A 23,222-nucleotide genomic window follows, 5' to 3' on the forward strand; every position below is an offset into this window, starting at 1 on the left:
TTTAGCTAATTTTCAAAACCTGCCCTTCGTTCAGGTTCTGGTAGCCGGCCGAAATGACTTCGTCGCCGGGCTTGAGGCCGTTGGTTACTTCCTGCTTGCCGTTGTAGGTCTGGCCGGTTTTGATAACGCGCTTCTGCGCAACAGGCTTGCCGCCCTCGCGGGCCACTACTAGCACGTAAGCGTTTTGCTCGTCGTGCTGCACCAAGTCCACGGGGAGCACGGTGGCGTTGTTGCTGCCGTAGTTCTGGATGCGCACCGTAGCTACCATGTTGGGGCGCAGGCGGCTAGCTTGGTTGCTAGGCAAGCGCAGCTCTACGGTGAACGTGCGGCTGGTGGCCGAAATAGTGCGGCTCACGGTGCGCACGGTGCTCGCTACTTCCTCGTTGCCGAGGTCGGGCAGGGCCACCAGGGCTTTGTCGCCGGCCTTGATGCTGCCCGCGTAAGCTTCCGATACATCGGCCAATACCTTACCCCCCTGCCCACTGTTGAGCTGCACCACTGGGGCGCCGGGCGCCACCGTTTCGCCCAGCTTCGGAATCACGTTATCGACCACGCCGCTGTAGGGCGCCACCACGTTGTAGAGGGCGCGCTGCTGCTGCTGAGTAGCGAGATTGCGCTGCAAGCTCTCGTAGGTATTCTTGGCTTGCAGGTACTGAATTTCGGTGCCAATCTGCTGCTTCCACAGGCCGGCTTGCTTCTGGTACACGATGCGCGCCAGGTCCATGCGGGTGCGCAGCTCGGCAATGTTGGCATCCAGGATGCTGGCATCGACGGTGGCCAGGATTTGGCCTTTGCCCACGCGGTCGCCGCGCTGCACGCGCACGCTGGTGAGGGTGCCGGCGGCGCGGGCGCCCACGGTGGCGTTCTGGTCAAAATCGACGCGGCCCTGCACTTCGAGGTAGCCCGCAAATTTTTCGGAGGCTACTTTAATAATCGACACCGGCACAGCGGCATTGGCCGAATCTTTGGCGCCCGCGCCGGTCTTGGCCTCCAGCGTCGCGATGCGCGCCTGGGTAGCGGCCTGCTCGGCCTTGAGCTTAGCTAGCTCAGCTTGGGGGTCTTTAGAAGCCCCACCGCAAGAAGCGAGGGTAGCTGCAAGGGTAGCCGAGAGAATAAAATTTGAAGAGCGCATACGTAAGAGGTAGTCATGCTGAGCTTGCCGAAGCATCTCGCGTGGGTTAGCAATGCAGTGTTAATCAACGGTTCACGCGAGATGCTTCGGCAAGCTCAGCATGACGTTCTTTTCCTTAATTATTTGGCTTGCTGATACAGTTCGCCGGTGGCTTTGTCGCGGTCTACTTTGGCCACTAGCACATCGTAGATGGCGGCGTAGTAGTTGGTTTGCGACTCGCGCAGCGAGGTTTCGGCCGTGATGACTTCAATGTTCGACCCTACCCCCGCATTAAACTTGATGCGCGTGACGCGGGCCACGTCGGCGGCCAGGTCGAGGTTGGCCTTCTGGTTGTCGAGCACGTCGAGGGCATTCACAAGGTTGGTGCGGCTCTGGGCGTCTTGCAAGTCGATGCTCTGGCGCAGAGTTTCCATGCCTTTCTCTATCGTTTGCTGCGCGATGCGTGCTTGCTGCACCTGGTAGCGGCGGCGGAAGCCGTCAAACACTGGGATGTTGAGGGCTAGCCCCACGTTGCCAAAGCCAAACCAGTTCTGGTTAGGAAAACCATTGCCATTGCGCGACTCCGGCCCCCGGAATGCAAACAGGTCCTTCACAGAGTTGGATGAACCAATAAAACCGTAGGCCGCCGTGAGCGAAAGGCGGGGGTAGGCGCCCGACTGGCGGTTGCGCAGGTCGAGTCCTGCCAGCGCCTGCTGCGTTTCTAAAGTCGAAAACTCGATGCGGTTGTTGTAGTTGAAGGCTGCCTGGGCCTGTGGGCCCTGGCCCGTGTTGATGCCCGGCGCGGGGGCGCCGCCCGTAGCATTCTGCCCCAGCCCGGCGGGCGCGGTGGGCACGTTGCCGAGGCCGTCGGGGCCGGCGCCGGTGCCAAAGCTGGCCACCCCAAGGTGGCGGCGCAGGTTGCCGGCATCGACCACGGCCGCCCCGAGCGAGTCGGTGAGCTGCACTGGCTGGCTCTGCGGCAAGCCCATCTGAAACTTCAGCAGGGCCACACTTAACTCGGTGAGGCGCTGGGCTTTTTGCTGCTCCACCACCAGGTTGTTGCGCTGCACGCGCAGGCGGTCTACGTCGAGCTTTTCGGCAAAGCCGGCTTTAAACGTCTGGTTGGTTTGGTAAAGCACCGTGTCGAGGCGCTGCACGTTGCGGGCCAGCAAAACGAGGCGCGAGCGGGCTACCAGCGTGCTGTAATACGCCTTGCTTACCTGCTCCACTACGTCGATTTCGGCTTGCTGCGTCTGCTTTTTCGATAGCTCTTGATATACCTTAGCCGCCTTTAGGCCAATGAGATACGAACCATCAAAGAGTTGCTGCGAGAACGAGGCCGAGGTATTGCCGGCGTACTGCAAGCCGAAGGCAATGGCTTGCGGCGGCAGGGGCACGGCGGGTAAGCTCACGGGCGCAATGTTCACCGTTTGGCCGGCCTGGGCGGCGGCTATGTCGGCCGCCGTAAGCGGCGTCACGGTAGAGCCGCCGCCGCCAAAGGCTCCAACGTCCACCAGGCTTTTTTGCAGCTTGAAGTTGTCGGCCACGTTGGCGCCGATGTTGAGCTGCGGCAAGCCCTGGGCCTTGATTTCGCCCACCTTGGCGGCGGCCGTTTGCTCGGCTAGGCGCGTGGCCAGCAGGCTCGATTTGTTGGTGACGGCGTAGCGAACGGCTTGCGTCAGGCTCAGGCTCATGGGGCTAGTTCCTGGCTGGGGGGCCAGGGACGCTGGAGTCTGGGCCTGGGCCATTGGCCCTACCCCCAGCGTTAGCACCAAGCTGGCCAGCAGCGAGTTGGAGAACATGTTCTTCATAAAAGTGTGGAAGCGGTGGCGGACCAAGTAGGGCCCGCAGGGCCTACTCTTCCTCCGTAATGTGTTGGTATTTATTGAAAAGCCGGTGGCCCTTGAGCGTGGCTACTCCCAGCAAAAAGTGCTCGTCGAACACCTTGCTGACCCGCACGGGCGGAAACTGGGTGGGAGGGTAGAGGCTGGGGTCGAAGGCCAACTCAATCTGGGCCAGGTTGAGGCGAGCCAGCACCTCTACGTCGAGGTCGGCCCGGAAAAGCCCTTCGGCAATGCCCCGGCGCAGGTTTTGGGTTATCTGGTCGAGGATGAAGGTGCTCTTGTGCTCCGAAAACAGCGCCCAGGCTGCCGGGTAATACTTGCGCAGGTCGTAAAAAATGCTGGGGTGCACATTGCTAAACTGCTGGTCGGCCCAGGCCGAAATAGTGAGCATCTCCTGCACCGCATCGACTGCACTGCTCGCGAAGCGAGCGCATTCGCCCTGCGCCTGGCAGAGGTGCGTTGACATTACGCCCAATACTATTTCATCCTTGTTGGTGAAGGTTTTGTAAAGGGTTTTCTTCGACATGCCCAGGGCGGTGGCAATGTCGTCCATGCTTACGCTCTTGATACCATTGCGGAGGAAGAGCGCCGCAGCGTGGGTAAGAATCCGGTCTTTGTTTTCCATGATTGACACGGCAAAGATACAACGGAAACTTTGGGTGGGTTCAAAGTTTCCAAAGTTTCTTTGGTCATGTCCCCCATGGGGACGTAGTGCTACTTGCGCTGACGTACTAAGCCGCGGTTTACTTTAACAGAATGCAGGTTTTTTTGCCAGCTCGCCAGAAGCTGTATATGAGTTGGTTTGCGTGCGTAAAACTAATAATATTGGGAATAAAAACAAATTATTTTTTGCTAATTATTTTGGTTTGTTCAAGGCGGCTCAGTTGGCCAGGGAGTCGGCAAATACCTTTGCAGCCAATTCATTCCTTTTAGTGCCCATGAAAATCCGCGTTGGCTTCGGCTACGACGTTCACCAACTGCAGCCCGACCTCCCCTTCTGGCTGGGCGGCATTGAGGTGCCGCACACCCACGGCGCGCTCGGCCACTCCGATGCCGACGTGCTCATCCACGTCATTTGCGATGCGCTGCTGGGCGCGGCCAACCTGCGCGACATTGGCTTCCACTTCCCCGACACCGACCCGCAATACAAAGGCATCGACAGCAAAAAGCTGCTGGCCGAAACCATGCGCATTCTGCGCGCCAAAGGCTACGAAGTCAGCAATATCGACTCCACCATCTGCCTCGAAAAGCCCAAGGTGAACCCGCATATTCCGGCCATGCAGCGCACCCTGGCCGAGGTGATGGGGGTAGGCGAAGACGATATTTCCATCAAGGCCACCACTACCGAAAAGCTGGGCTTTGTGGGCCGGCAAGAGGGCGTAGCAGCCTACGCCACGGTGCTTATCTATCAGGTAGCGTAGGCTGGTGCCCGCCGCCCCGCGCCTTTCCTACCCCCTCCATTTTGGGCAGGCCGAAGCTTGTCTTATCCTACATAATATGAAATACGCATTTTTGCTGCTGGCGGGGCTTGCCCTGCCCGGCGCGGCCCTGGCCCAAACGCCAATGAAGGTCAAAACCAAAATCAAGGGCAAAACCCTACCTCCCACCGGCGCGCGCACCCTGCCCAGCGGCGGCATTGCGCCCCACGGCCCGGTGCCCATGCCGCCCATGGCCACCGACTACGCCGCGCAGTACGCCACCCGCTACATCACGCAGGAGAAGCTGCGGCGCGACCTCGGCGTGTTGGCCTCGGATGCGTACGAGGGCCGCGAAACCGGCACCAAGGGCCAGAAGATGGCCGCCGCCTACATCAGCAAGCAGTTTGCCGCCGACAGCTTAACGGCGCCCGTAACTACCAATAGCCCCAATCCTTACCTGCAGACCTTCAATTTGGAGCGCAGTGCTTGGCAGCCGGGCGGCACGCTCACGGTGGGCGGCAAAGCCTACGAGTGGCTGAAGGATTTTTATGCCTTTGGACGCTCGCCGTTTCAGCAGGCTACGGCGGTGCAGCCGGTGTTTGTGGGTTACGGCATCGAGCAGGGCGCGTACTCCGACTACGCGGGCCGCGACGTGCAGGGCAAGGATTTGCTCGTCTTGCTCGGCGAGCCGCACGGGGCCGACGGCAAGTCGGTGCTCAGCGACGATGGCAGCGCCACCAAGTGGGCCGTCGACTACCGGGCTAAGGCTGCCCTGGCCGCCCAAAAAGGTGCCCGCAGCGTAATTTTTGTGGACTTCTCGCCCAAAGCGGACTTCGCCAAGCTGGTGGCCCGGCTGGCACCGCGGGTGATGCAGCCTATTATTGCCGCCGCCGACCAGGCGGGGGGTAGGGCGCCGTCGTTCTTCGTGTCGCCGGCTGTGGGCCTGAAAATTTTGGGGGTCAACGAGGCGGCTATTAGCAGCTACGAAGCTGCCACGGCTGCGGCTAAGAAGCCGGTAGCCAGCAAGTTTAAACCCACGAAATTCACCATCAGCGCGCCGCAGGAACGCAGCACCGTGAGCACCGAAAACGTGCTGGGCTTCTTGCCCGGCACCGATAAAAAAGACGAGATACTGGTGGTGTCGGCGCACTACGACCACCTCGGCATCATTGGCGGGCAGGTGTACAACGGGGCCGACGACGACGGCTCGGGCACCACGGGCATGCTCAGCGTTGCCGAGGCCTTTACCAAGGCGGCGCACGCCGGGCACGGGCCGCGCCGCAGCATCTTGTTCTTGGCCAATACGGGCGAGGAAAAGGGCTTGCTGGGCTCGCAATACTACACCGACCATCCGGTGTTTCCGCTGGCTTCGACCGTGGCCGACCTCAACATCGACATGATTGGCCGCACCGACGTGGCCCACGAGGGCAAGCCCGACTACGTGTATGTGATTGGCAGCGACAAGCTTTCGTCGCAGCTGCACGCGGTGATGGAGGCAGCCAACCGCAAATACACCAACATCGACCTCGACTACCGCTTCAACGACCCCAACGACCCGAACCGCTTCTACTACCGCTCGGACCACTACAACTTTGCGGTGCACAAAATCCCGGTGGCGTTCTTCTTCAACGGCGTGCACGCCGACTACCACGAGGCCAGCGACGAGATTGATAAGATTCAGTTTGACAAGATGGAGGCGCGGGCCAAGCTCGTGTTTTTCACGGCCTGGGAGCTGGCCAACCGCGACGAGCGGCCGGTAGTGGATTCCAACAAGCCGTAGGCCGTGTTGGCCTAGAAACAGGCCATTGGAAAGCGCAGGGTTTTGGCGTGTTTAACTTGCACTTCGGAGCCCTGCGCTTTGCTGTTTTAACCCTGCGCGAACTCATGCTAACCAAAGCCACCGCCTTCCAAACCGACGCCGAAGCCAAAGCCTTCGACCTCGAGCACCGCCGCAAAATCCGTTTCAACATCGGCAAGTACAACGCGGCCGTGACGACGGGCATGGGCTTCTACCTCGACCACGAGCTGGCCCGCGCCCGCGCCGCCTACCTCAAGGCGCAGGTGCTGGAAAAGCTCGACGAGTACCTGCTGCAATTTGAGGCGGCCTTCACCGCAAGGGGAGGTAGGGTGGTGTGGGCCAGCGATGCCCAGGAGGCGCTGGACGAAATCGGGCGCCTCACGGCGGCGCGCGGCGCCCGCACCGTGGTGAAAGCCAAGAGCATGACCACCGAGGAAATTCACGTCAACAAGTATTTGCAGGGTAGGGGCATCGAGTCGGTCGAGACGGACCTGGGCGAGTACATCGTGCAGCTGAATGGCGAGCGGCCCTACCACATCGTGACGCCGGCCATGCACCTGAGCAAGGCCGACATTGCGAATATTTTTGTCAAGCACCTCGGCATCGAGCACACCGACGATGCGCAACAGCTTGTGCTTACGGCCCGCCACTTGCTGCGCGACAAGTACACGGCGGCCGAAGTGGGCATTACGGGCGGCAACTTCCTCATTGCCCAAGAAGGGGGGGTAGCCGTGACGGAAAACGAGGGCAATGCCCGGCTGTCGGCTACTTTTCCGGGCTTGCACATTGCGGTGGTGGGCATCGAGAAGCTTATTCCGCAGCTCACCGACCTCGATTTGTTTTGGCCTTTGCTTAGCACCAGTGGCACTGGCCAGCAGGTAACGGTTTATAACACCGTGTATTTTGGCCCGCGCCAGCCCGGCGAAGTCGATGGCCCCGAGGAGATGGTCGTCATCCTGCTCGACAATGGCCGCACCAACCTGCTCGCCCGCCCCGACCGCCGCGAAGCGTTGCGCTGCATTCGCTGCGGCGCCTGCCTCAACGTGTGCCCGGTGTATAAAAACATAGGTGGCCACACCTACGAAACCACTTATTCAGGCCCCATCGGCTCGGTCATCAGTCCTCATTTATCGGGCTTGAAAGAGCACCAGCACCTGAGTTTTGCCAGCAGCTTGTGCGGCGCCTGCACCAGCGTGTGCCCGGTGCGCATCAACCTGCACAACCTGCTGCTGCTCAACCGCCAAGAAAGCGTAAGCGAAGGCCATAACGCGGCCGTCGAAAAAGTGGCTATTGGCCTCTGGCGCTGGAGCATGCAGCACCGCTGGGCGCTCGACATCCTGCCCGGCCGCCTCAAAGACTTCAGCCTCGGCTACCTGCTCGACCAAAGCGGCTGGCGCAAGCGCCGCGAGAGCTTGCGCGTGGCCGATAAGTCGTTCCGGCAGCTGTGGCAGGCTAGTCATTAGCCGCCGCTTGCCCGTACAACGGGCTTATGTCATCTACTGTTGAGTATGGATTGCGTTTGCTGGTGGGGCTGGCCGGCGGCTGGTTGGTTATCGTCACGGTATCGGGGGCCATTCGCTCGTTTGTGCTGCCGCGCAACGAGTCGGTGCGGCTCAATGTATTCGTGTTTGGGGGGGTAAGGGCGCTGTTTAATTTTGCGGCGCGGCACGCCAACAACTATGCCCGGCGCGACCGCATCTTGGCGCATTACGCGCCGGTGGCCCTGGTAGCGCTGCCCATTGGCTGGCTGGCGCTAGTGGGGGTAGGGTATAGCGGTATCTACTGGGCGCTGGGCGTCAAGGACTTCACCAAGAGCTACGAGCTGAGTGGCAGCTCGCTGCTCACGCTGGGTACCACGTCGGAGGGTGGCTTCGCTATCAACTTATTCAGCTATTCCGAAGCCACTATTGGCTTACTGCTGCTTACGTTATTAATATCCTATTTGCCAACTATTTATCAAGCTTTTTCGCGGCGCGAAGTGGTGGTGGCACAGCTAGAGCTGCGGGCCGGCGTGCCCGCCACGGCGGCGGGGCTGCTATGCTGGCTGGGGCACGACAAAGACCTGCTCAACGACGACGACCAGTGGCTAGAATGGGAAAAATGGCTGGTCGAGATTGACGAAAGCCATACTTCGTTGCCCGTGCTGGCTTTCTTTCGCTCGCCGCAGGGCGGGCGCTCCTGGGTACTGGCCGCTGGCCTCATCTTGGACGCCGCCAACCTGCTGTTTTCGGCCCTTGAGGTGGCACGCTCGCGCCAGGTAGAGCTCACCTTCACGGCCGGGGTGCTGGCCCTGAACCGCGTATACCGCTTCTTCGACCTCAATTCTGAGACCAAGCCCACCGAGCTACGCACGCACGAGGAGCTAGCGGCTTCCATCCCCGGCCGCCAGGAGTTTGCCGATGCCTGGCAGGCCCTACGCAAAGCCGGTCTACCCCTGCGCCCCGACGAAGAAGCCGCCTGGCAGCACTACCACGAGCGCCGCCAGCGCTACGAGCCCGCGCTCAAGTTCTTGGGAGCCTTGCTTATGACGCCGCCCACTATCGAGTAGCCAGCCACGGGCACCTGCCCCTCTGTGCACAGAAGCGCAAGAAGAGGATATAGGGTAAAGTTATTATTTTTTCGGGAAATATTCCAGCTTGCCGCGTAGTTTTACATATACTACGCAGCCTGCGGGTAGCTAGTCTACGACAAAATAGTACCATTCACCGCTTCCGCCTTGTTGCCTATACTGAGTAGGTAATACCTATGAAAAGAAACCTACTAGCCAATAAGATACCTTCTTTTAAAAGCCGCAGCCAAGTCGGCTTATTTCTTCTTTTGTGTGGTTTGGCAATGCCCCACGTGGGGGCTAGCCGAGGGAGCTACGGTGCCACCCGCCACCCACTCGCCAGCCCACTTTGTGGTACTTATACCATCAATAGTGGGGCAGCGGCCTCGGGCACCAACTTTACCAGCTTTGGCGCGGCGGTGGCGGCGCTTAATGCCAATGGCGTAAGCTGCGCCACCACGTTCAACGTGGCCGCTGGCACTACCTACCTCGAAAGCGGCGTGGCCCTAACGGCCACCGGCACGGCCACCAGTCCCATCATTTTTCAGAAGGCGGGCAGTGGGACCAACCCTCGGATTACGGCCTCGGCGGGCACGGGCGACTTCGATGCTCTGGTGCAGTTGCAAGGCTCGGACTACGTGACGTTCGACGGCATTGATTTGGCCGATGCGGCGGCCAACACCACAGCCACTACCGCCATGGAGGCCGGCTACGCGCTGTTTCGCAATTCTAACACGGATGGTTGCCAGCACATTACCATCCAAAACTGCCGGGTAACGCTTAACCGCTCGCTCCTACCCCCCGGTACCAGTAGCAGCTACCCCAGCGGCATTTATGCAGCTAATACGCTGGCGGGCAGTGCCACTTCGTTGCCGATGGCGGGCGCTACGGCGGCCGGTACCAACTCGGATAACAAGTTTTACGGCAACACCCTCGTGAATGTGCAAAACGGCCTCGTGCTGAACGCGCTCACCGATGGCCTCGACTACTACCCCGACCAGCGCAACGATGTGGGCGGCAGCAGTGCCGCCACCGGCAACACCGTTAGCAACTACGGCGGCTTGGCGGCGGCCGCCGCCGGCATTATCCTGGCGGGCCAAGACGATAGCCGCGCCAGCTACAACACGCTCACCAACGCCGATGCTACTACCGGCACGCCCGCCAGCGGCGACCTCAGCGCCATTCTGAGCTACGGCGGGCTGAGCGGCAGTTTCACTTTTGCCCACAATACGGCTACGCTAGTCGCAGCGGCTTCGACGGGCCAACTCTACGGGCTGCAAGTAGCCAACTCAGGTTCGGGCAGTGTTACCATTCAGGCAAATGACCTGAGCTTAACTACCGTAGCTAGTGGCGCAGCCAGCAGCAGCGACCGGCGCCTCATTTATGTGGGCGGCCGCACTAGCACCAGCCTGGGCACGCTCACCATCAGCGATAACACCTTGGCGCTCAGCCTAAGCAGCCTGGCGGGGGGTAGCGACCTCACCGGCACGGCGGCCGGCGTGTACAATAGCGAAGCTATTGCCGGCAACCTGCTCTTGACCGGCAACCGCGTGCAACTGGCGCTGGCTAACACCGGCCCCAGCCAGATAAACCTCGCCGGCCGGGGCCTCTTCAACGATGGCCAGGTAGTGGGCAATGTGGCCTGCACCGGCAACACCGTCATCCTCACGACTACTGCCACTGGTGGCAAGCTCGACGGCCAGCTGCTAGGTATCAGCAACGGCAACGGCGCCATTGACGGCACGCTCGAACTGAGCGATAACACCTTGACTATGAACACCTCGGTCACTGGGGCCGCTGACGCCGTAAGTCGCTACTTGCTTTTCAACCGCAACAGAGTCGGCAACTTGGTCGTCAATAATAACGTGCTGGCTGCTAACCTGCGCAGCCTAGCCAATGGCAGCGACATCACGGGCAACTTCTACGGCATCAACAACGCGGGTGCCGTAACTGGCAGCGTCACGGCTACCGGCAACCGCGGCAACTTTGCCATTAGCGGCGCAGGCGAAAGCACTTTGTTTATACAGTGCTACGGCATGGCCCTCACGAGCAACAACCCAATTGGCACTTCTGCGGCGCTAACCAACAACACGTTGAACTTCGACATTACGGCCAGTGCGGGTACCATACTGCCCCTGCTCAGCGCGATGTACACGGAAGCCCCAATTGGGGGAGGCGCCACGTTTGGAACCAACACTATTGGCACTACCCTCACAATCTCGGGCACGGCTACCGTTGACGGGCAGGTGGTAGCGCTGAGCAATAACGGCAAGTCTAACAGCTTGGCTTTCAATAACAACATTTTGGCCCTCACCGAAACCAACAGCGGTTCAGCTTCAGTCAGCCCCCTGGGTTACTTGCTTTATAATGGCGGCACGGTGCAGACGACGGCGGCTTTCGATGGCAACCGGGCATCGTACCTGCTGCGCAATACGGGCCCGGGCAGCATTGCCTCGCCGCTGAGCGCTATTCAGGTGGATGGCGCCGTGGCCGGTGCGGCCACGATTAGCACCAATGTGCTCCTATACAACGCCACCAATACCAACAGCGCCGGCACCTTGGCAGTCGACTACGATGGCTTGGCTGCGTCGGCGCCCGTGGGAGGAACCCTCACCCTAGCCAACAACACGCTGCTGGGAAGCGCCACGGCTAGCGCGGGCAACTTCCGCTTTCTGCGTACGATGCCCGCTACTAGCGGCCAAGTAACTGGAAACCTGATAGTAAGCGGTAATCAATTTGAGAATGCCACCAGCCTCGGCGCCGTGATGGCCTACCAGCTGGGCGGCGCCACCGGTACCGCGCTGATAACCAGCAATTCGGTTCGCAACGTGGCCGTAAGCCGCGGCGCTATCACGGGCCTCGAAGTGAGCATTGCGGGCGCTACCGTTACCCGCAACCAAGTATATACCCTGAAGGGCACCAGCAGCTTGGGCACCGGCGTACGGGGCCTAGTGCTGAATAGCGGAGCGAACGCTACAACTAACCTGTTAGCTTACAACAACGTCATCGGCGACCTCACGGCCGATGGCAACGGGTCGGCCTCGCCCACCAATCAATTGATTGGGATAGGGGTGCTAAACGGCTACGGCTTCAGCCTTTATAACAATTCGGTGCAACTGGCGGGCAACCGGGCCGCCAACGGCCTGAGCGGCAAAATAGCTGCCGCGCTCTACATAGGCTCCAACGCCTATGGCCTCGACGTGCGCAACAACGTGCTGAGCAACGTGCAAACCACCTCCGACCCCAACGAGCCCGGCACCAACTACGCCGTGTACGTGGCCGGAGGGGGTAGCCCCTTCGCCACCATCGACTACAACCTGTATGACCTGCGCCCAGGCGCCGCCGCGCCGCAAAGCTTAGCTTACCTGAATGGCGATATCACCACGCTGGCCACCTGGCAAGCGACGACGGGGCAAGACCGCAGCTCGATGCTAACGTCGGGCGCCAACACGGCGGCCTTTACTTCGGCTACCAACCTAACCATCAACCCCGCCGATGCCAGCAGCTACGTACTCAACGGCACGGGCACGCAGCTGCCAGCCGTGGCTACCGACCTCACGGGCGCGGCCCGCAGCACCACCGTGGCCACCGGCGCGCCCGACTTGGGCGCTTACGAGGTGACTCCCAACGCGGGCGTACTGCCCAATCCGCTCGACGTAAGTGGTACCTACGCGCCCGGCAGCACGCAGACATTCTTGCTCAACAACCGGCCCATCGCCCAGCTCACGTATGCGGCGGCGGGCACTTTGCCTACCGCCCTGGTGGGGCGCTACTACTCGGGCACGCTGCCGCCGGCGCCTACCGCTGCTGGGGGGCGCTACTACCAGGCGTACTTCACCTTCACGCCGGGCGGTGCCAGCGCGGGCAGTGGCTACAGCTACGCGCCCACTCTCTACTACGACCCCGCCCTGCTGGGTACCATCACCAGCGAAAGTGTACAAACGCTGCAAGCCCGCGGCGCCACTGGCTATACCAACCTGGCAACTACCGTGGAGACTAACATGCGCAGCCTAGCTACCAGCGAGTTACAAGTGGGTGCCAGCCTGCTGGCCGTGGCCGATGGCTCGGTGCCGCTGCCGGTGTCGCTCACGACTTTTACCGCCCAGCGCCAGGGTAGCGAAACCCTGCTGAGCTGGACGACCGCCAGCGAGCACGCCAATGCCGGCTACGAAGTGCAGGTAAGCCCCAGCGGCGAAGCTACTAGTTTCCGGAAGCTTGCCTTCGTGGCGGCCCCTACGCCCGAAAGCCAGGTAGCCCGCAACTACACCTTCCGCGACCAGGAAGGGGGTAAGGCCGGCCTGCGCTACTACCGCCTGCGCCAACTCGACCTCGATGGCACGGCTACCTTCTCGCCGGTGCGCAGCGTGCAGTTTGAGGCGCCAGCTACCGCCCAGCTGCAGGCGTGGCCCAATCCGTTTGGCGCCGCGCTGCACCTCACCGTAGCGCTGCCGCAGGCGGCGGCTACGGCCACTATCACTCTTACCGATGCCCTAGGCCGCGAGGTACTGCGCCAAGATTTGGGTACCCTGCCCGCCGGCACCAGCCAGCCTACGGTAGCCCCCGAAGCCCTATCCCGGCTACCCGCCGGCGTGTACGTGCTGCGCTTGGTTTTGCCGGGTAGCACGCAGGTGGCCAAGGTGATAAAGGAATAAATCAAGTTAAGTACAGCCAAAAAAGGCGGCCCCTGCAAATTGCAGGGGCCGCCTTTTTGCTATGCTACTCCATGCAAAAGCCTACTCATCAGGCAAAATATTAACGTCTTGCACCAGCACTAGGCGCTCGATTTCGCGGCCGCGGGTGGTGTTGGCTAGGCCACCCAGGGCGGTTTCCTTGTAGCGGGTTTCCATGCTTTGGCCCACTTCGCCGAGGGCCGCCACGCACTGGTCAACCGGAATAACTGGGTCGACGCCCGCAATGGCAATCTGGGCCGAGGAAAACGCGATGGCCGCCGCCGAGGCATTGCGCACCACGCAGGGCACTTCCACAAGGCCCGCCACGGGGTCGCACACCAGCCCAAGCATGCACTGAATGGTGATGGCCACGGCGGCAAAAACCTCGTCGACGCTGCCGCCCAGGCAGTACACAATGGCGCCCGCGCCCATGGCCGCCGCCGAGCCGGTTTCGGCCTGGCAGCCGCCCACCGCCCCGGCCAGCGAGGCGTTTTGCTCAATAATGAGCGCAATGCCCGCCGCCACCAGCAACCCTTCCAAAATCTTACGGTCCTCCAGCTTATGGATGCGCTGAATGGTGGTGAGCACCCCCGGCAAAATGCCCGAGGCGCCAGCCGTAGGCGCGGCCACCACGCGGCCCATGCACGAGTTTACTTCTTTGGCACCCAAGGCGCTTATCACCAGCTCCTTAAATTCTGGCGAAAGTACGGTGATAGGCGAGGCGGCAATTTTCTTGGCCCCGTTATTTATCATGCCCGAGCGTGAGGTCATGTTGCCGGTTTGGCCCTCGTGCACCGCGTCGCGCATCACGTCGTAGGCGCGTTGCAGGGTGGGCCAAATGGCCGCTTCCGTCGCCCCTTTTTGCTCAATCTCGTAGGCCAGTACGGGCTGGTAGAGTGGCTCGCCAGTGGCCGCGCAGTGGGCCCGCCAGGAGGCAAAATCAGTGAATAGCAGCGACATGGCGGGTAGGGGAGGGGGTAGAAAAAATAGAAAGAGACGAAAGATAAAAGAAGATAAAACAGAACGTCAGGCTAAGCTGGTCGAAGCAGCTCACTCGCATCGTTGGATTACTAACCCAGCGGCACGAGCGAGCTGCTTCGGCCAACTCAGCCTGACGTGCTATCAAAAGACTTTTTGTAGAAACAAAAGGCCGCCTTGCTACGCGGCTGGCTCCTTGGTCGTCACGAGCTTAATGGCCGCCGAGTTGATGCACAGGCGCAGGCCGCTGGGCGCTGGGCCATCGGGGAAAACGTGGCCTTGGTGGGCGTCGCACACGTTGCAGAGCGCTTCTACGCGCACCATGCCGTAGCTCGTGTCCTTCTTATACTTAATCACGTTTTCTTCGACCGGCTGGGTGAAGCTCGGCCAGCCCGTGCCCGACTCGAATTTGGTGCGCGAGTCGTAGAGCGGCGTGCCGCAACACACGCAAGCGTAGAGGCCCGCCTCGTGGGCCTCGCAGTACTCGCCGGTGAAAGCGCGTTCGGTGCCGTGCTGGCGCGTTACGTGGTACTGCTCAGCCGTGAGCTGGGCTTTCCACTCGGCATCGGTTTTCTCGACGCGGCGGGGGGGGGTAGGGGCACCGTGGTTGGCCAGGCGGATAACGTCGTTCCAGGTTTGCATATCTATCGAGAGGTGGTGAGGTAAGCTTGGCTAGGCCGGCTTAGCGGTTTAGCTTGCCGTTTTAAAACGCCAGGAGCCGCCAAACGGTTTCCTACAACCGCGCGCGGCCTGCCCAATTGCTACGCCGGCTTAGCCACTAGCCACGCTGCCCTACCCCCCATGAATATCCTCACCGCCGCCCAAACTCGCCAGCTCGACCAAGCCACCATCAAGGAGCAGCACACCACCTCCACTGCCCTCATGGAGCGCGCCGCCACGGCGCTGGCCAGCTGGCTGCTGCGCCACTACCCGCCGCAGGTGGCCGGCGAAGTGCTGCTGCTGTGCGGCCCCGGCAACAACGGCGGCGACGGCCTGGCCCTGGCCCGCCTGCTCTTCGGCGCCGACTACGCCGTGCGCCTGGCCCTGCTGCCCGCCGACAAGTATTCGGACGACTACCAGTACAACCACCACGTGCTGCCCAAAACTATTCCGGTCAGCGAGTTATCGGCCGGGGCCCTACCCTCCATTCAGCCTGGCACCTTGGTGGTCGATGCCCTGTTTGGCACCGGCCTCACGCGGCCGCTCACGGGGCAGGCGGCCGCCGTGGTAGCGCACCTCAACGAGAGCGGCGCCCGCGTAGTGGCCGTGGACATGCCCAGCGGCCTGCTCGCCGATGCGCCCCAGCCCGACCCGGCCGCGCCCGTGGTGCGGGCCACCCACACCGTGAGCTTTGGCCTGCCCAAGCTGGCGTTTTTGCTGCCGCAAAATGCGGAGTTCGTGGGCGAGTGGCACGTGGAGGATATTGGGCTGAGCGCCAATTTTATTGCCCAGGCCGATACGCCCTGGCACCTCACGCAGCTGCCCGCCGCCACGCCGCGCCCCGACGTGGCCCTGCCGCGCCGCACCAAGTTTGCTTATAAAAACACGTTTGGCCACGCCTTACTGCTGGCTGGTAGCCGCGGCAAAGTGGGCGCCGCCGTGCTGGCAGCCGGTGCCTGCCTGCGGGGAGGGGTAGGGCTGCTAACGGTGGCCGTGCCCGGCTGCGGCTACGACATCATCCAGACGACCCGGCCCGAAGCCATGTGCCTGGCCGATGCGCAGGCCGACTTCATCAGTGCACTACCAGCTACCAAACCTTACCAAGCCATCGGCATTGGGCCGGGCCTGGGGCAAGACGTGGCCAGCCGGGCCGTACTCGAAAAGCTACTGCGTGAAACCCAGGTGCCGCTCGTCATCGATGCCGACGCGCTCAATATGCTGGGCGAGCACCGCGACCTACTCGACTTGCTGCCCGAAAACACGGTCCTCACGCCGCACATCGGCGAGTTTGCGCGCCTCACCGAAAAGACGAAAGATGACTACCATCGCCTCGATTTGCTGCGCGCCTTTGCCCAGCAGCACCGCTGCCTGGTGGTGCTGAAGGGCGCCTACACCGCCGTAGCCGCGCCCGACGGCCACGTGTATTTCAACACTACCGGCAACCCCGGCATGGGCACCGGCGGGAGCGGCGACGTGCTCACCGGCCTCTTGCTGGCCCTACGCGCCGACCAGCGCCTTGCCCCCTTGCTGGCCGTGCGCCTGGCGGTGCTGGCCCACGGCCACGCCGGCGACCTTGCCGCCGCCGACACCGGCGAAGCCGGGCTGGTAGCCGGCGATTTGGTGCAACACATTGGGCCGGCGCTGCGGCAGTTGGAGTAGCTGGTTCAGGTTATGATTAAATATAGTAGAAGGCTGCAACCTATTGGATGCGGCTGGGCTCTGCTTCATACTGGGCTCATCAAACTCAGTTTGTTGTTTCACGCTTCTGCTCAATACGTTGCTCTATGAACCGACTGCTAAGCTACCTGCCGGTACGTGCCCTGCTACTGGGGCTGTTTGCCCTCCTCGCCTGCTCCCGCCAGGAGCCCGCGCCCGATATGGTGTCGTACTTGCAGTACGCCAGCTACCGGCCGCTGCTCATGACGCGCACGACGCTGGAGAGCTCGGTAGCCACCCTACCCCCCCAGGCGCTGCACAACACGGGTAAGATTTTTATTCGTGGTCCCTACGTTTTTATCAATGAGAAATTCGAGGGCATTCACGTCATCGACAACCACGACCCCAGCAACCCGCGCGCAATAAGCTTTCTGCGAATTCCGGGCAATGTGGACATGGCTGTGCGCGGCAACCTGCTGTATGCCGACAATGGCCCCGACCTGGTAACGGTGGACATAAGCGACCCCGCCAGCGCCAAGCTCAGCAGCCGGGTGCGGGATGCCTTCCGCGAGCTGCCCATGCCCGAGGCTGGCCCACTGGAAGCAGCCTACGAGCCCAACCAGCGGCCGGCCGGCGCCGTGGTGGTCGGTTGGCGCAAGCTCGCGCCAACCGAAGCAGTACCCATTCGGATAACGTACCCGCGCAATAGCCCTGTGTTCTTTGCCAGTAACGGGGCGACAACTACCGCTGCCACGCCGGCCAGCAGCACGGGCAAGGGTGGCTCGCTGGCGCGCTTTGCTATCCTCAACCAAGCCCTGTACACCGTGGATGAGCAAAGCCTGCGCCTGTTTGACTTGCAAAACCCGGCTACGCCGGTGGCGGGCCCGCGACTGCCGTTGCAGTTTGGGGTCGAAACCATTTTTCCGCAAGACCACTACCTCTTTTTGGGCACCCAGCGCGGGCTGTACATTTTTGATGTGGCCACGCCCGCGGCCCCGCGGCAAGTAAGCTACTACCAGCACGTAGTGAGCTGCGACCCCGTGGTGGTAGATGGCCACTACGCCTACGTGACCCTGCGCTCGGGCCGCACCTGCGGCGGTGGCGCCAACGTGCTCGAAGTCATCGACCTCACCAACCTTAGCCAGCCCCTGTTTGCGCGTTCCTACCCCATGAGCGCCCCGCAGGGCCTAGGGGCCGAAAACAACCGCCTCTACGTGTGCGACGACGGCCTGAAAACCTTCGATACCAGCCTAGCCCCGTCTCTGAGGGCGCTCCAGCACTTCTCCACCCCCGTCACCGACGTTATCCCCAACGGCGACTACTTGCTGGCCATCGGGCCCGGCGGCCTCTACCAGTACCGCACCACTGGCAGCGACTTGCAGCAAGTGAGCTTATTGCCCATTACGCCTACCAACTGATGCAAGTTTGCACAAGGGGAGCCTGGCTGGCTTGGGGCCGCTGGGCGGGCTGCCTGGCGCTGGTGCTGCTGAGCTGGCGCGCCCCAGCCCAGGCCCCGCGTAGCTGGTCGCTCAAGTTTACGCCCCAACACGTGGTGCTGAGTGGGTATTGGCTTGAAGTTGAGCGCACCCGGAGCAGCCACCCCAACCAGACGTTTACGCTCGGCCCACAGCTGTACGCGGGCCCTACCGGCCGGCCCGATGTGGGCTACGACCCCAGCCGCCTGGCTTTTGACGAAACGGTGCGCGGGGCCGGCCTGCAAGCGCAGCACCGGTTTTATTTGGCTGCCGCTGGCGGGCAACGGGCCTACCCCACGGGGCTATACCTAGGCTACGGGCCGCAGATTCAATTCTTCAGGCTGAATTTTTCGCGTGGCTGGGAGTGGCGCGAGGAAGCCGGCCCCGGTGGCTTGCCCTACTTGGTTTATACCCCAGTGCGCCACCACGAAACCGTGCTGCGCCTGGGGGTAGCCGGGCAGGTAGGCTACCAGCTACCCCTGGCGCGCCGCGTGCTGCTAGACCTATATGCCGGCGTGGGCGTGCGCCACAGCACCTACTGGTCGGTGTTCGAAGCTAGCCAGTACCGCAGCGGGCCCTCCGACTACGCGCACCAAGGAATATATTTTCCCGCGGGTTTCAAGCTAGGGGTAGCCCTGCGCTGAGCCAGCACGAAGGCAGATTTGCGCAGCGGCGTAGCCTGCTACAGCACAAAATAGGCGGCGGCCGCCACCAGCAGCACGCCATCGGTGAGCAAGGCGAAGAAGTAATCGCCCCGTCCTTCATGGGCGGCGATGATGACGCTAGCTGCTGCTACTGCGGGCAGCAGTACGGCCAGCGGCGCTGCCTCGCGGGCCAAGCCGGCGGCCACGGCACCGGCCAAAAAACTAAGCGACACTGCCTTGGCACCGCCTACCCCCAGCAAAACCGGGAAGGTGCGCAGGCCCACCGCCCGGTCGCGGCTGTAGTCGCGGATGTCGAACACAATGGCCAGCGCCACCACCAGGCAAAACCGCTGCACTAGTAGCCCCCGCGCCGAGGCCAACGGCTGGTGCAGGGCTAGCGCGGGCAGGCCCACCGTCACCACCGTCCACACCCCCGCAATGAGGAATACTTTTAGTAACGGCACCTCGCGGATGGCGCGCCAGCGGCCCCGCCACGGCAGCACCGGCCACGAGTAGCCAATGGCCAGCGCCGCCAGCGGCAGCAGCAGGGGTAGGAAGTGCACCCAGCCATCGATGAGCAGCAGGTAGGCGCCCGTGAGGGCCGCCGCCCCCGCCAGGGCTAGCATAGCCGGGCGGTGGCGCTGCTGCCAAGCCTTGCGGCCCGAAGTGCCGGCCGGTTGGCCATGCTTGAAGGGCAGCGCCGCGTCGAGGTTATACGTGAGCAGCGTAACCGCAAACACCAGCACCACTACGTGCGCCCCGGCCGAGCCGCCTACCCCCGGCCACAGGCGCAAGGCCGCCGCCGTTTGCGCGGCCGCGGCTGCCGCCAGCCACGCGCTGCTGTAAAGCAATGCATCGAGCAGGCGCAGGGGCAGGGCACGGGTACTGGGCACGGACGGGGGTAGGGATACGGCGGCGCGACGGAAAGAGGCCGTCATCCTAAGGAAGTGGTTTGCTCAAAAGAACGCCAGACTTTAAAAAACGTCAGACTGTAAAAAGGGCTTACCCAAAAGAACGTCATGCTGAGCTTGCCGAAGCCCCTCGCTCGCATCGTTGGGTTATTACTTCCAGCGGCGCGAGCGAGAGGCTTCGGCAAGCTCAGCATGACGTTCTTTTTATTCAACTACTTGGTGAGCAGGCTGAATACTACTGGGCGCCGTTGCCGAAAGTTTCTTCGTAGAGCTTGATGCTGGCGTTGATGATGCGGTAGGCATCTTCGCGGCCCAAGAACTGCTTTACTTCGACGTGCTTCTTTTCGAGGGCTTTGTAGTCTTCAAAAAAGCGCTGCATCTCCAGCATCAGGTAGGGGGGGAGGTCGGCCAGCTCGTTGTAGTGGTTAACCGACACATCGTGGGCGGCCACGGCAATGATTTTGTCATCCTCCTCGTCCTGGTCGAGCATCTGCATCACGCCGATAACTTTGGCTTCTACTACGCACATGTGCGGAATGTCCACCGAGCACAGCACCAGAATATCGAGCGGGTCTTTGTCGTCGCAATACGTTTGCGGAATGAAGCCGTAGGCGGCGGGGTAGTGCACGGCCGAAAACAGCACGCGGTCGAGCTTTAGCAGGCCGCTGTCTTTGTCCAGCTCATACTTGCCTTTGCTGCCTTTGGGAATTTCGATGATGCCGGTTACGACTTCGGGGAGGCTATCGCCGCGCGATACATCGTGCCAGGGGTTGAAGTGAGCCACTTGGGATTGAGTGAGGGATTTTAAAATGATGGAGTAAAGAACTTACTTAAAACTTGAAATAACTATAGCCGGCCCCGCGAGGCTACTATTTCAGTACTTCCAGCAGGGGCTCGCCAGTGCAGCCGCTGGGCTCCTGAATGTGGAGGTAGCGCGCCACGGTGGGCGCAATGTCCACAATCTTGACCGCCGCTGCCGACTCGCCGTGCTTTACGTGCCAGCCCCAAAATAGTAGCGGCACGTGCGTGTCGTATGCCCACGAGGCGCCGTGGGTGGTGCCCTTCACCACGGGGTAGCTGTAGGCTTCGAGCCAGCCCGGCGACATCACAAACAGCACATCGCCCGAGCGCGGGGCATAAAAGCCGTTGGCCTGGTACATGCTCAGGCCCACCGGCCAGGAGTTGCGTTGCAAGTCGGTGGCCGAAATGGCCTGCGCAATGTGCGGCTGCTGGCGCAAAATTTCGGCCACTTCGTTTTGCACCTTGGCTAGCTCCAGCTTTTTTTGGAGCAGCAGCGGCCGGTTGAGGTACACCTGCTGGTTTTCAAAATCGACCAGCCACTTGCCTTCGCCGTAGCGGCGCGTGAGGGCGCGCTGCACCGAGTCGCGCACCAGGGCCGTGCCCAGGCCGCCGCCCGGCAGCTGGTGCGCCTCCAGGAAGCCGGCGGCCTGGTCGGCGGCGTGGTCGGCGGTGAGGAACACCAGCGCCTGGCCCTTACCCACTTGTTTATCAATGGCATCGAGCAGGCGGGCCAGGTCGCGGTCGAGGCGCAGGTAGGTATCCTCCGTTTCGATGGCGGTGGTGCCAAACTGGTGGCCCACGTAGTCGGTGCTGCTAAAGCTGAGGGCCAAAAAGTCGGTTTGGCCGCGCTGGCCCATTTGCTCCTGGCGCAGCGTTTCGAGGGCAAAGTCGGCGGTGAGCGAGTTGCCGAAGGGCGTCGAGCGAATGAGGTCGAGGTTGCGCGTCGGGGCCAAGGGCGGCTTCTCGCCCGAGGCGCGCTCGGTGGCCTGCACGGCGGCAGGGGGGGTAGCACTCAGCGCGGGCAAATCGTGCGGAAAAACCGGCTTGGCCTCGCCCTTAAAAGCCGATTCCCAGGGCACATCGTCGGGGGTGCTTTCGGTGTAGTCGGCCAGGGGCAGCAGCGGGTTCCAGGGCTGGTTGAGGTACTGCGCGGCGTGGCCGGCGGCGTTGAATTTAACTACCCACTCGGGCAGGGCCTTGGTGTAAAAGGTGCTACTGATGAAGGCGCCGTTGCTGCCGTCGTACCAATACGCGGCGTTGGCGGCGTGCCCGGCCGGCAAAATGCTACCCCGGTCCTTGATGCACACGCCAATCACCTTGCTCTGAAAATTGGTGGCCAGCCGCAGCTCGTCGGTGATGGTGGTGGCCAGGTTGTGGCGCGGCGACATTTGGCCCGCCGCCGCCGTGCCGCCCACGGCCTGCACAGTTTTATCTTCAGTTACGTAGGTGGTGCGGCCAGTTTCGCGCTCGTACCAGTTGTTGCCCACGATGCCGTGGTTGGCGGGGGTAGTGCCCGTGTACACGCTGGTATGGCCGGGGCCGGTGTAGGTGGGCACGTAATTGTAGTGGCAGCTTTCGTAACTAAAACCCTCGCCTAGCAGGCGCTTAAAGCCGTCGTTGCCAAACTTACTCCAGTAGCGGTAGAGGTAGTCGTAGCGCATCTGGTCAACCACAATGCCTACTACCAGCTTGGGCCGGTCGAGGGCAGGGCTCTTTTTCTGCGCCACGGCGGGCAAGGCCAGTAGCGAGAGCAATAATATCTTTTTCATCCAAAAGCGGGTAAAGAGAAGCGTGCAAAGATACCCTGTGGTCTATCCTGGCTGCATCCTCCCTGGCATTGCCCTTTTATGTCCGATTTAAAAGCCCTCATCTTCGATATGGATGGAGTACTCATTGACAATACCTTGGTGCAAGCGCGCGCCTTCCAGGCACTCTTTCGCGATTTGGGCCTCACCACCAACGCCCGCCGCCTGCTGCGCCGCCTCAACGGTATGCCAGCTACCGACATCATCCAGAGCGTGTTGCGCCATGAGGTGCCTAAAAAGCAGCTAGAACTATACGCCGAACAGCGCGAATTTCTGTACCGCACCCTGTACTGGAACCAGCGCCGCGCCTTGCCCGGCCTGGTGGCTTTCTTGAAAACAGCCCGCGCGGCAGGCCTCCAAACCGGCCTCGGCACTGGCTCGGGGGGTAGCACGCTCACCTACATCCTCGACCACCTCGACCTGCGCCGCCACTTCGATGTGATAGTGGGCAAGGACGACGTGAACAAAGGCAAACCCCACGCCGATACCTACGCCGTGGTGGCCAAAAAACTGAGGGTAGGGCCCGAAAGCTGCGTGGTGTTTGAAGATGCCATTTTGGGCGAGCAAGCCGCCTACCGGGCTAGTATGCAGTGCGTGGCCCTTACCACCAGCTTGGCGGCCAAAGACTTCCAGGCGCCGCTGGCCACCATCAAAGACTTTACGGAGCTGACGCCCGCCCGCTTACAAGCGCTTTTTGCCGAACAGGCGCGGGTGCCCAAGCCCCGTAAAGAGCTGGCCCAGCGCCAGTACGCGCAGCAGTAGCGCGGCCCCTACCCCTTAAAAAAAGCCGGAGCTAACCCGGAAATTTTTCGGGGGATTTCGGAAAGAAAAGCCGTTTCCAGGCTTCTGAAGAAGATGTGTAGCAAGCGGTAACCGCCGTTGCTTACTGCCGAGCCCGGCGGT

At 61.8% G+C, this 23,222-nt stretch carries 17 protein-coding genes; 9 read left to right on the forward strand and 8 right to left on the reverse strand.

The features are described from left to right. Window position 1 precedes the first annotated feature (1 nt). From GO988_RS08495 to GO988_RS08505, 3 genes are all read right to left on the reverse strand, one after another. Window positions 2–1,132, reverse strand: a complete 1,131-nt coding sequence (locus GO988_RS08495; protein WP_157564184.1) for an efflux RND transporter periplasmic adaptor subunit — start codon at window positions 1,130–1,132, stop codon at window positions 2–4. A gap of 119 nt (window positions 1,133–1,251) precedes the next feature. Then, window positions 1,252–2,922 carry a TolC family protein gene (locus tag GO988_RS08500; RefSeq protein ID WP_157564186.1) on the reverse strand — a complete coding sequence of 557 codons (1,671 nt, stop codon included), beginning with the start codon at window positions 2,920–2,922 and terminating at the stop codon, window positions 1,252–1,254. Between the two features lie 43 nt (window positions 2,923–2,965). Then, a complete protein-coding gene (locus GO988_RS08505) occupies window positions 2,966–3,580 on the reverse strand; it encodes a TetR/AcrR family transcriptional regulator (protein ID WP_157564188.1) in 615 nt (204 codons plus the stop codon). Between the two features lie 313 nt (window positions 3,581–3,893). On the opposite strand from GO988_RS08505, the gene ispF reads away from it, so the two are divergent. The 5 genes from ispF (at window position 3,894) to GO988_RS08530 (ending at window position 13,371) form a co-directional block, all read left to right on the forward strand. Continuing rightward, window positions 3,894–4,376 (forward strand): 2-C-methyl-D-erythritol 2,4-cyclodiphosphate synthase, encoded by a 483-nt coding sequence (gene ispF, locus GO988_RS08510; protein WP_157564190.1) that lies wholly within the window; start codon window positions 3,894–3,896, stop codon window positions 4,374–4,376. A gap of 76 nt (window positions 4,377–4,452) precedes the next feature. Then, window positions 4,453–6,153, forward strand: coding sequence for a M28 family peptidase (locus GO988_RS08515; RefSeq protein WP_157564192.1), 1,701 nt, complete (start codon window positions 4,453–4,455; stop codon window positions 6,151–6,153). Between the two features lie 104 nt (window positions 6,154–6,257). Next, window positions 6,258–7,634, forward strand: coding sequence for a LutB/LldF family L-lactate oxidation iron-sulfur protein (locus GO988_RS08520; RefSeq protein ID WP_157564194.1), 1,377 nt, complete (start codon window positions 6,258–6,260; stop codon window positions 7,632–7,634). 26 nt (window positions 7,635–7,660) lie between these two features. Then, window positions 7,661–8,719 (forward strand): hypothetical protein, encoded by a 1,059-nt coding sequence (locus tag GO988_RS08525; protein WP_157564196.1) that lies wholly within the window; start codon window positions 7,661–7,663, stop codon window positions 8,717–8,719. Window positions 8,720–9,003: 284 nt separating this feature from the next. Continuing rightward, entirely contained in the window at window positions 9,004–13,371 is a 4,368-nt protein-coding gene (locus tag GO988_RS08530) for a beta strand repeat-containing protein (protein ID WP_232341480.1), read from the forward strand. Window positions 13,372–13,452: 81 nt separating this feature from the next. Here the strand turns inward: GO988_RS08530 and sdaAA are convergent, their stop codons facing one another. Continuing rightward, window positions 13,453–14,349 carry an L-serine ammonia-lyase, iron-sulfur-dependent, subunit alpha gene (sdaAA, locus tag GO988_RS08535; protein WP_157564201.1) on the reverse strand — a complete coding sequence of 299 codons (897 nt, stop codon included), beginning with the start codon at window positions 14,347–14,349 and terminating at the stop codon, window positions 13,453–13,455. A 198-nt stretch (window positions 14,350–14,547) separates the two neighbouring features. After that, the gene (gene msrB, locus GO988_RS08540) at window positions 14,548–15,009 is read right to left on the reverse strand and encodes a peptide-methionine (R)-S-oxide reductase MsrB (protein ID WP_157564203.1); all 462 of its coding nucleotides are present in this window, start codon (window positions 15,007–15,009) and stop codon (window positions 14,548–14,550) included. A gap of 159 nt (window positions 15,010–15,168) precedes the next feature. Between msrB and GO988_RS08545 the strand changes: the two genes are divergently transcribed. From GO988_RS08545 to GO988_RS08555, 3 genes are all read left to right on the forward strand, one after another. Continuing rightward, complete coding sequence (locus tag GO988_RS08545) at window positions 15,169–16,686, forward strand: NAD(P)H-hydrate dehydratase (protein ID WP_157564205.1); 1,518 nt, start codon at window positions 15,169–15,171, stop codon at window positions 16,684–16,686. Between the two features lie 125 nt (window positions 16,687–16,811). Further along, a complete protein-coding gene (locus tag GO988_RS08550; protein ID WP_198172585.1) occupies window positions 16,812–18,101 on the forward strand; it encodes an LVIVD repeat-containing protein in 1,290 nt (429 codons plus the stop codon). Continuing rightward, window positions 18,101–18,802, forward strand: a complete 702-nt coding sequence (locus GO988_RS08555; RefSeq protein ID WP_157564209.1) for a hypothetical protein — start codon at window positions 18,101–18,103, stop codon at window positions 18,800–18,802. The genes GO988_RS08550 and GO988_RS08555 overlap by 1 nt, the downstream gene beginning before the upstream one ends. A 38-nt stretch (window positions 18,803–18,840) precedes the next feature. On the opposite strand, the gene GO988_RS08560 is transcribed toward GO988_RS08555, so the two are convergent. The 3 genes from GO988_RS08560 to pafA form a co-directional block, all read right to left on the reverse strand. Continuing rightward, complete coding sequence (locus GO988_RS08560) at window positions 18,841–19,740, reverse strand: UbiA prenyltransferase family protein (protein ID WP_157564211.1); 900 nt, start codon at window positions 19,738–19,740, stop codon at window positions 18,841–18,843. Between the two features lie 208 nt (window positions 19,741–19,948). Further along, window positions 19,949–20,497, reverse strand: coding sequence for an inorganic diphosphatase (locus GO988_RS08565; protein WP_317164823.1), 549 nt, complete (start codon window positions 20,495–20,497; stop codon window positions 19,949–19,951). An 85-nt stretch (window positions 20,498–20,582) separates the two neighbouring features. Continuing rightward, window positions 20,583–22,283 carry an alkaline phosphatase PafA gene (gene pafA, locus GO988_RS08570; RefSeq protein WP_157564213.1) on the reverse strand — a complete coding sequence of 567 codons (1,701 nt, stop codon included), beginning with the start codon at window positions 22,281–22,283 and terminating at the stop codon, window positions 20,583–20,585. Window positions 22,284–22,361: 78 nt separating this feature from the next. On the opposite strand from pafA, the gene GO988_RS08575 reads away from it, so the two are divergent. Further along, on the forward strand, window positions 22,362–23,081 hold the full coding sequence (locus tag GO988_RS08575) for an HAD family hydrolase (protein WP_157564215.1): 720 nt from the start codon (window positions 22,362–22,364) through the stop codon (window positions 23,079–23,081). Window positions 23,082–23,222: the final 141 nt, after the last annotated feature.

Origin of the sequence: Hymenobacter ginkgonis, assembly GCF_009755225.1 — a bacterium.
GTDB lineage: Bacteria > Bacteroidota > Bacteroidia > Cytophagales > Hymenobacteraceae > Hymenobacter > Hymenobacter ginkgonis.

Coding starts and splice junctions, on each gene's coding strand:
- GO988_RS08515 (WP_157564192.1), top strand. CDS start 4,453: ATGAAATACGCATTTTTGCTGCTGGCGGGGCTTGCCCTGCCCGGCGCG.
- sdaAA (WP_157564201.1), bottom strand. CDS start 14,349: ATGTCGCTGCTATTCACTGATTTTGCCTCCTGGCGGGCCCACTGCGCG.
- pafA (WP_157564213.1), bottom strand. CDS start 22,283: ATGAAAAAGATATTATTGCTCTCGCTACTGGCCTTGCCCGCCGTGGCG.
- GO988_RS08555 (WP_157564209.1), top strand. CDS start 18,101: ATGCAAGTTTGCACAAGGGGAGCCTGGCTGGCTTGGGGCCGCTGGGCG.
- GO988_RS08525 (WP_157564196.1), top strand. CDS start 7,661: ATGTCATCTACTGTTGAGTATGGATTGCGTTTGCTGGTGGGGCTGGCC.
- GO988_RS08530 (WP_232341480.1), top strand. CDS start 9,004: ATGCCCCACGTGGGGGCTAGCCGAGGGAGCTACGGTGCCACCCGCCAC.
- GO988_RS08550 (WP_198172585.1), top strand. CDS start 16,812: ATGAACCGACTGCTAAGCTACCTGCCGGTACGTGCCCTGCTACTGGGG.
- ispF (WP_157564190.1), top strand. CDS start 3,894: ATGAAAATCCGCGTTGGCTTCGGCTACGACGTTCACCAACTGCAGCCC.
- GO988_RS08545 (WP_157564205.1), top strand. CDS start 15,169: ATGAATATCCTCACCGCCGCCCAAACTCGCCAGCTCGACCAAGCCACC.
- GO988_RS08575 (WP_157564215.1), top strand. CDS start 22,362: ATGTCCGATTTAAAAGCCCTCATCTTCGATATGGATGGAGTACTCATT.
- msrB (WP_157564203.1), bottom strand. CDS start 15,009: ATGCAAACCTGGAACGACGTTATCCGCCTGGCCAACCACGGTGCCCCT.
- GO988_RS08560 (WP_157564211.1), bottom strand. CDS start 19,740: ATGACGGCCTCTTTCCGTCGCGCCGCCGTATCCCTACCCCCGTCCGTG.
- GO988_RS08500 (WP_157564186.1), bottom strand. CDS start 2,922: ATGAAGAACATGTTCTCCAACTCGCTGCTGGCCAGCTTGGTGCTAACG.
- GO988_RS08520 (WP_157564194.1), top strand. CDS start 6,258: ATGCTAACCAAAGCCACCGCCTTCCAAACCGACGCCGAAGCCAAAGCC.
- GO988_RS08495 (WP_157564184.1), bottom strand. CDS start 1,132: ATGCGCTCTTCAAATTTTATTCTCTCGGCTACCCTTGCAGCTACCCTC.
- GO988_RS08505 (WP_157564188.1), bottom strand. CDS start 3,580: ATGGAAAACAAAGACCGGATTCTTACCCACGCTGCGGCGCTCTTCCTC.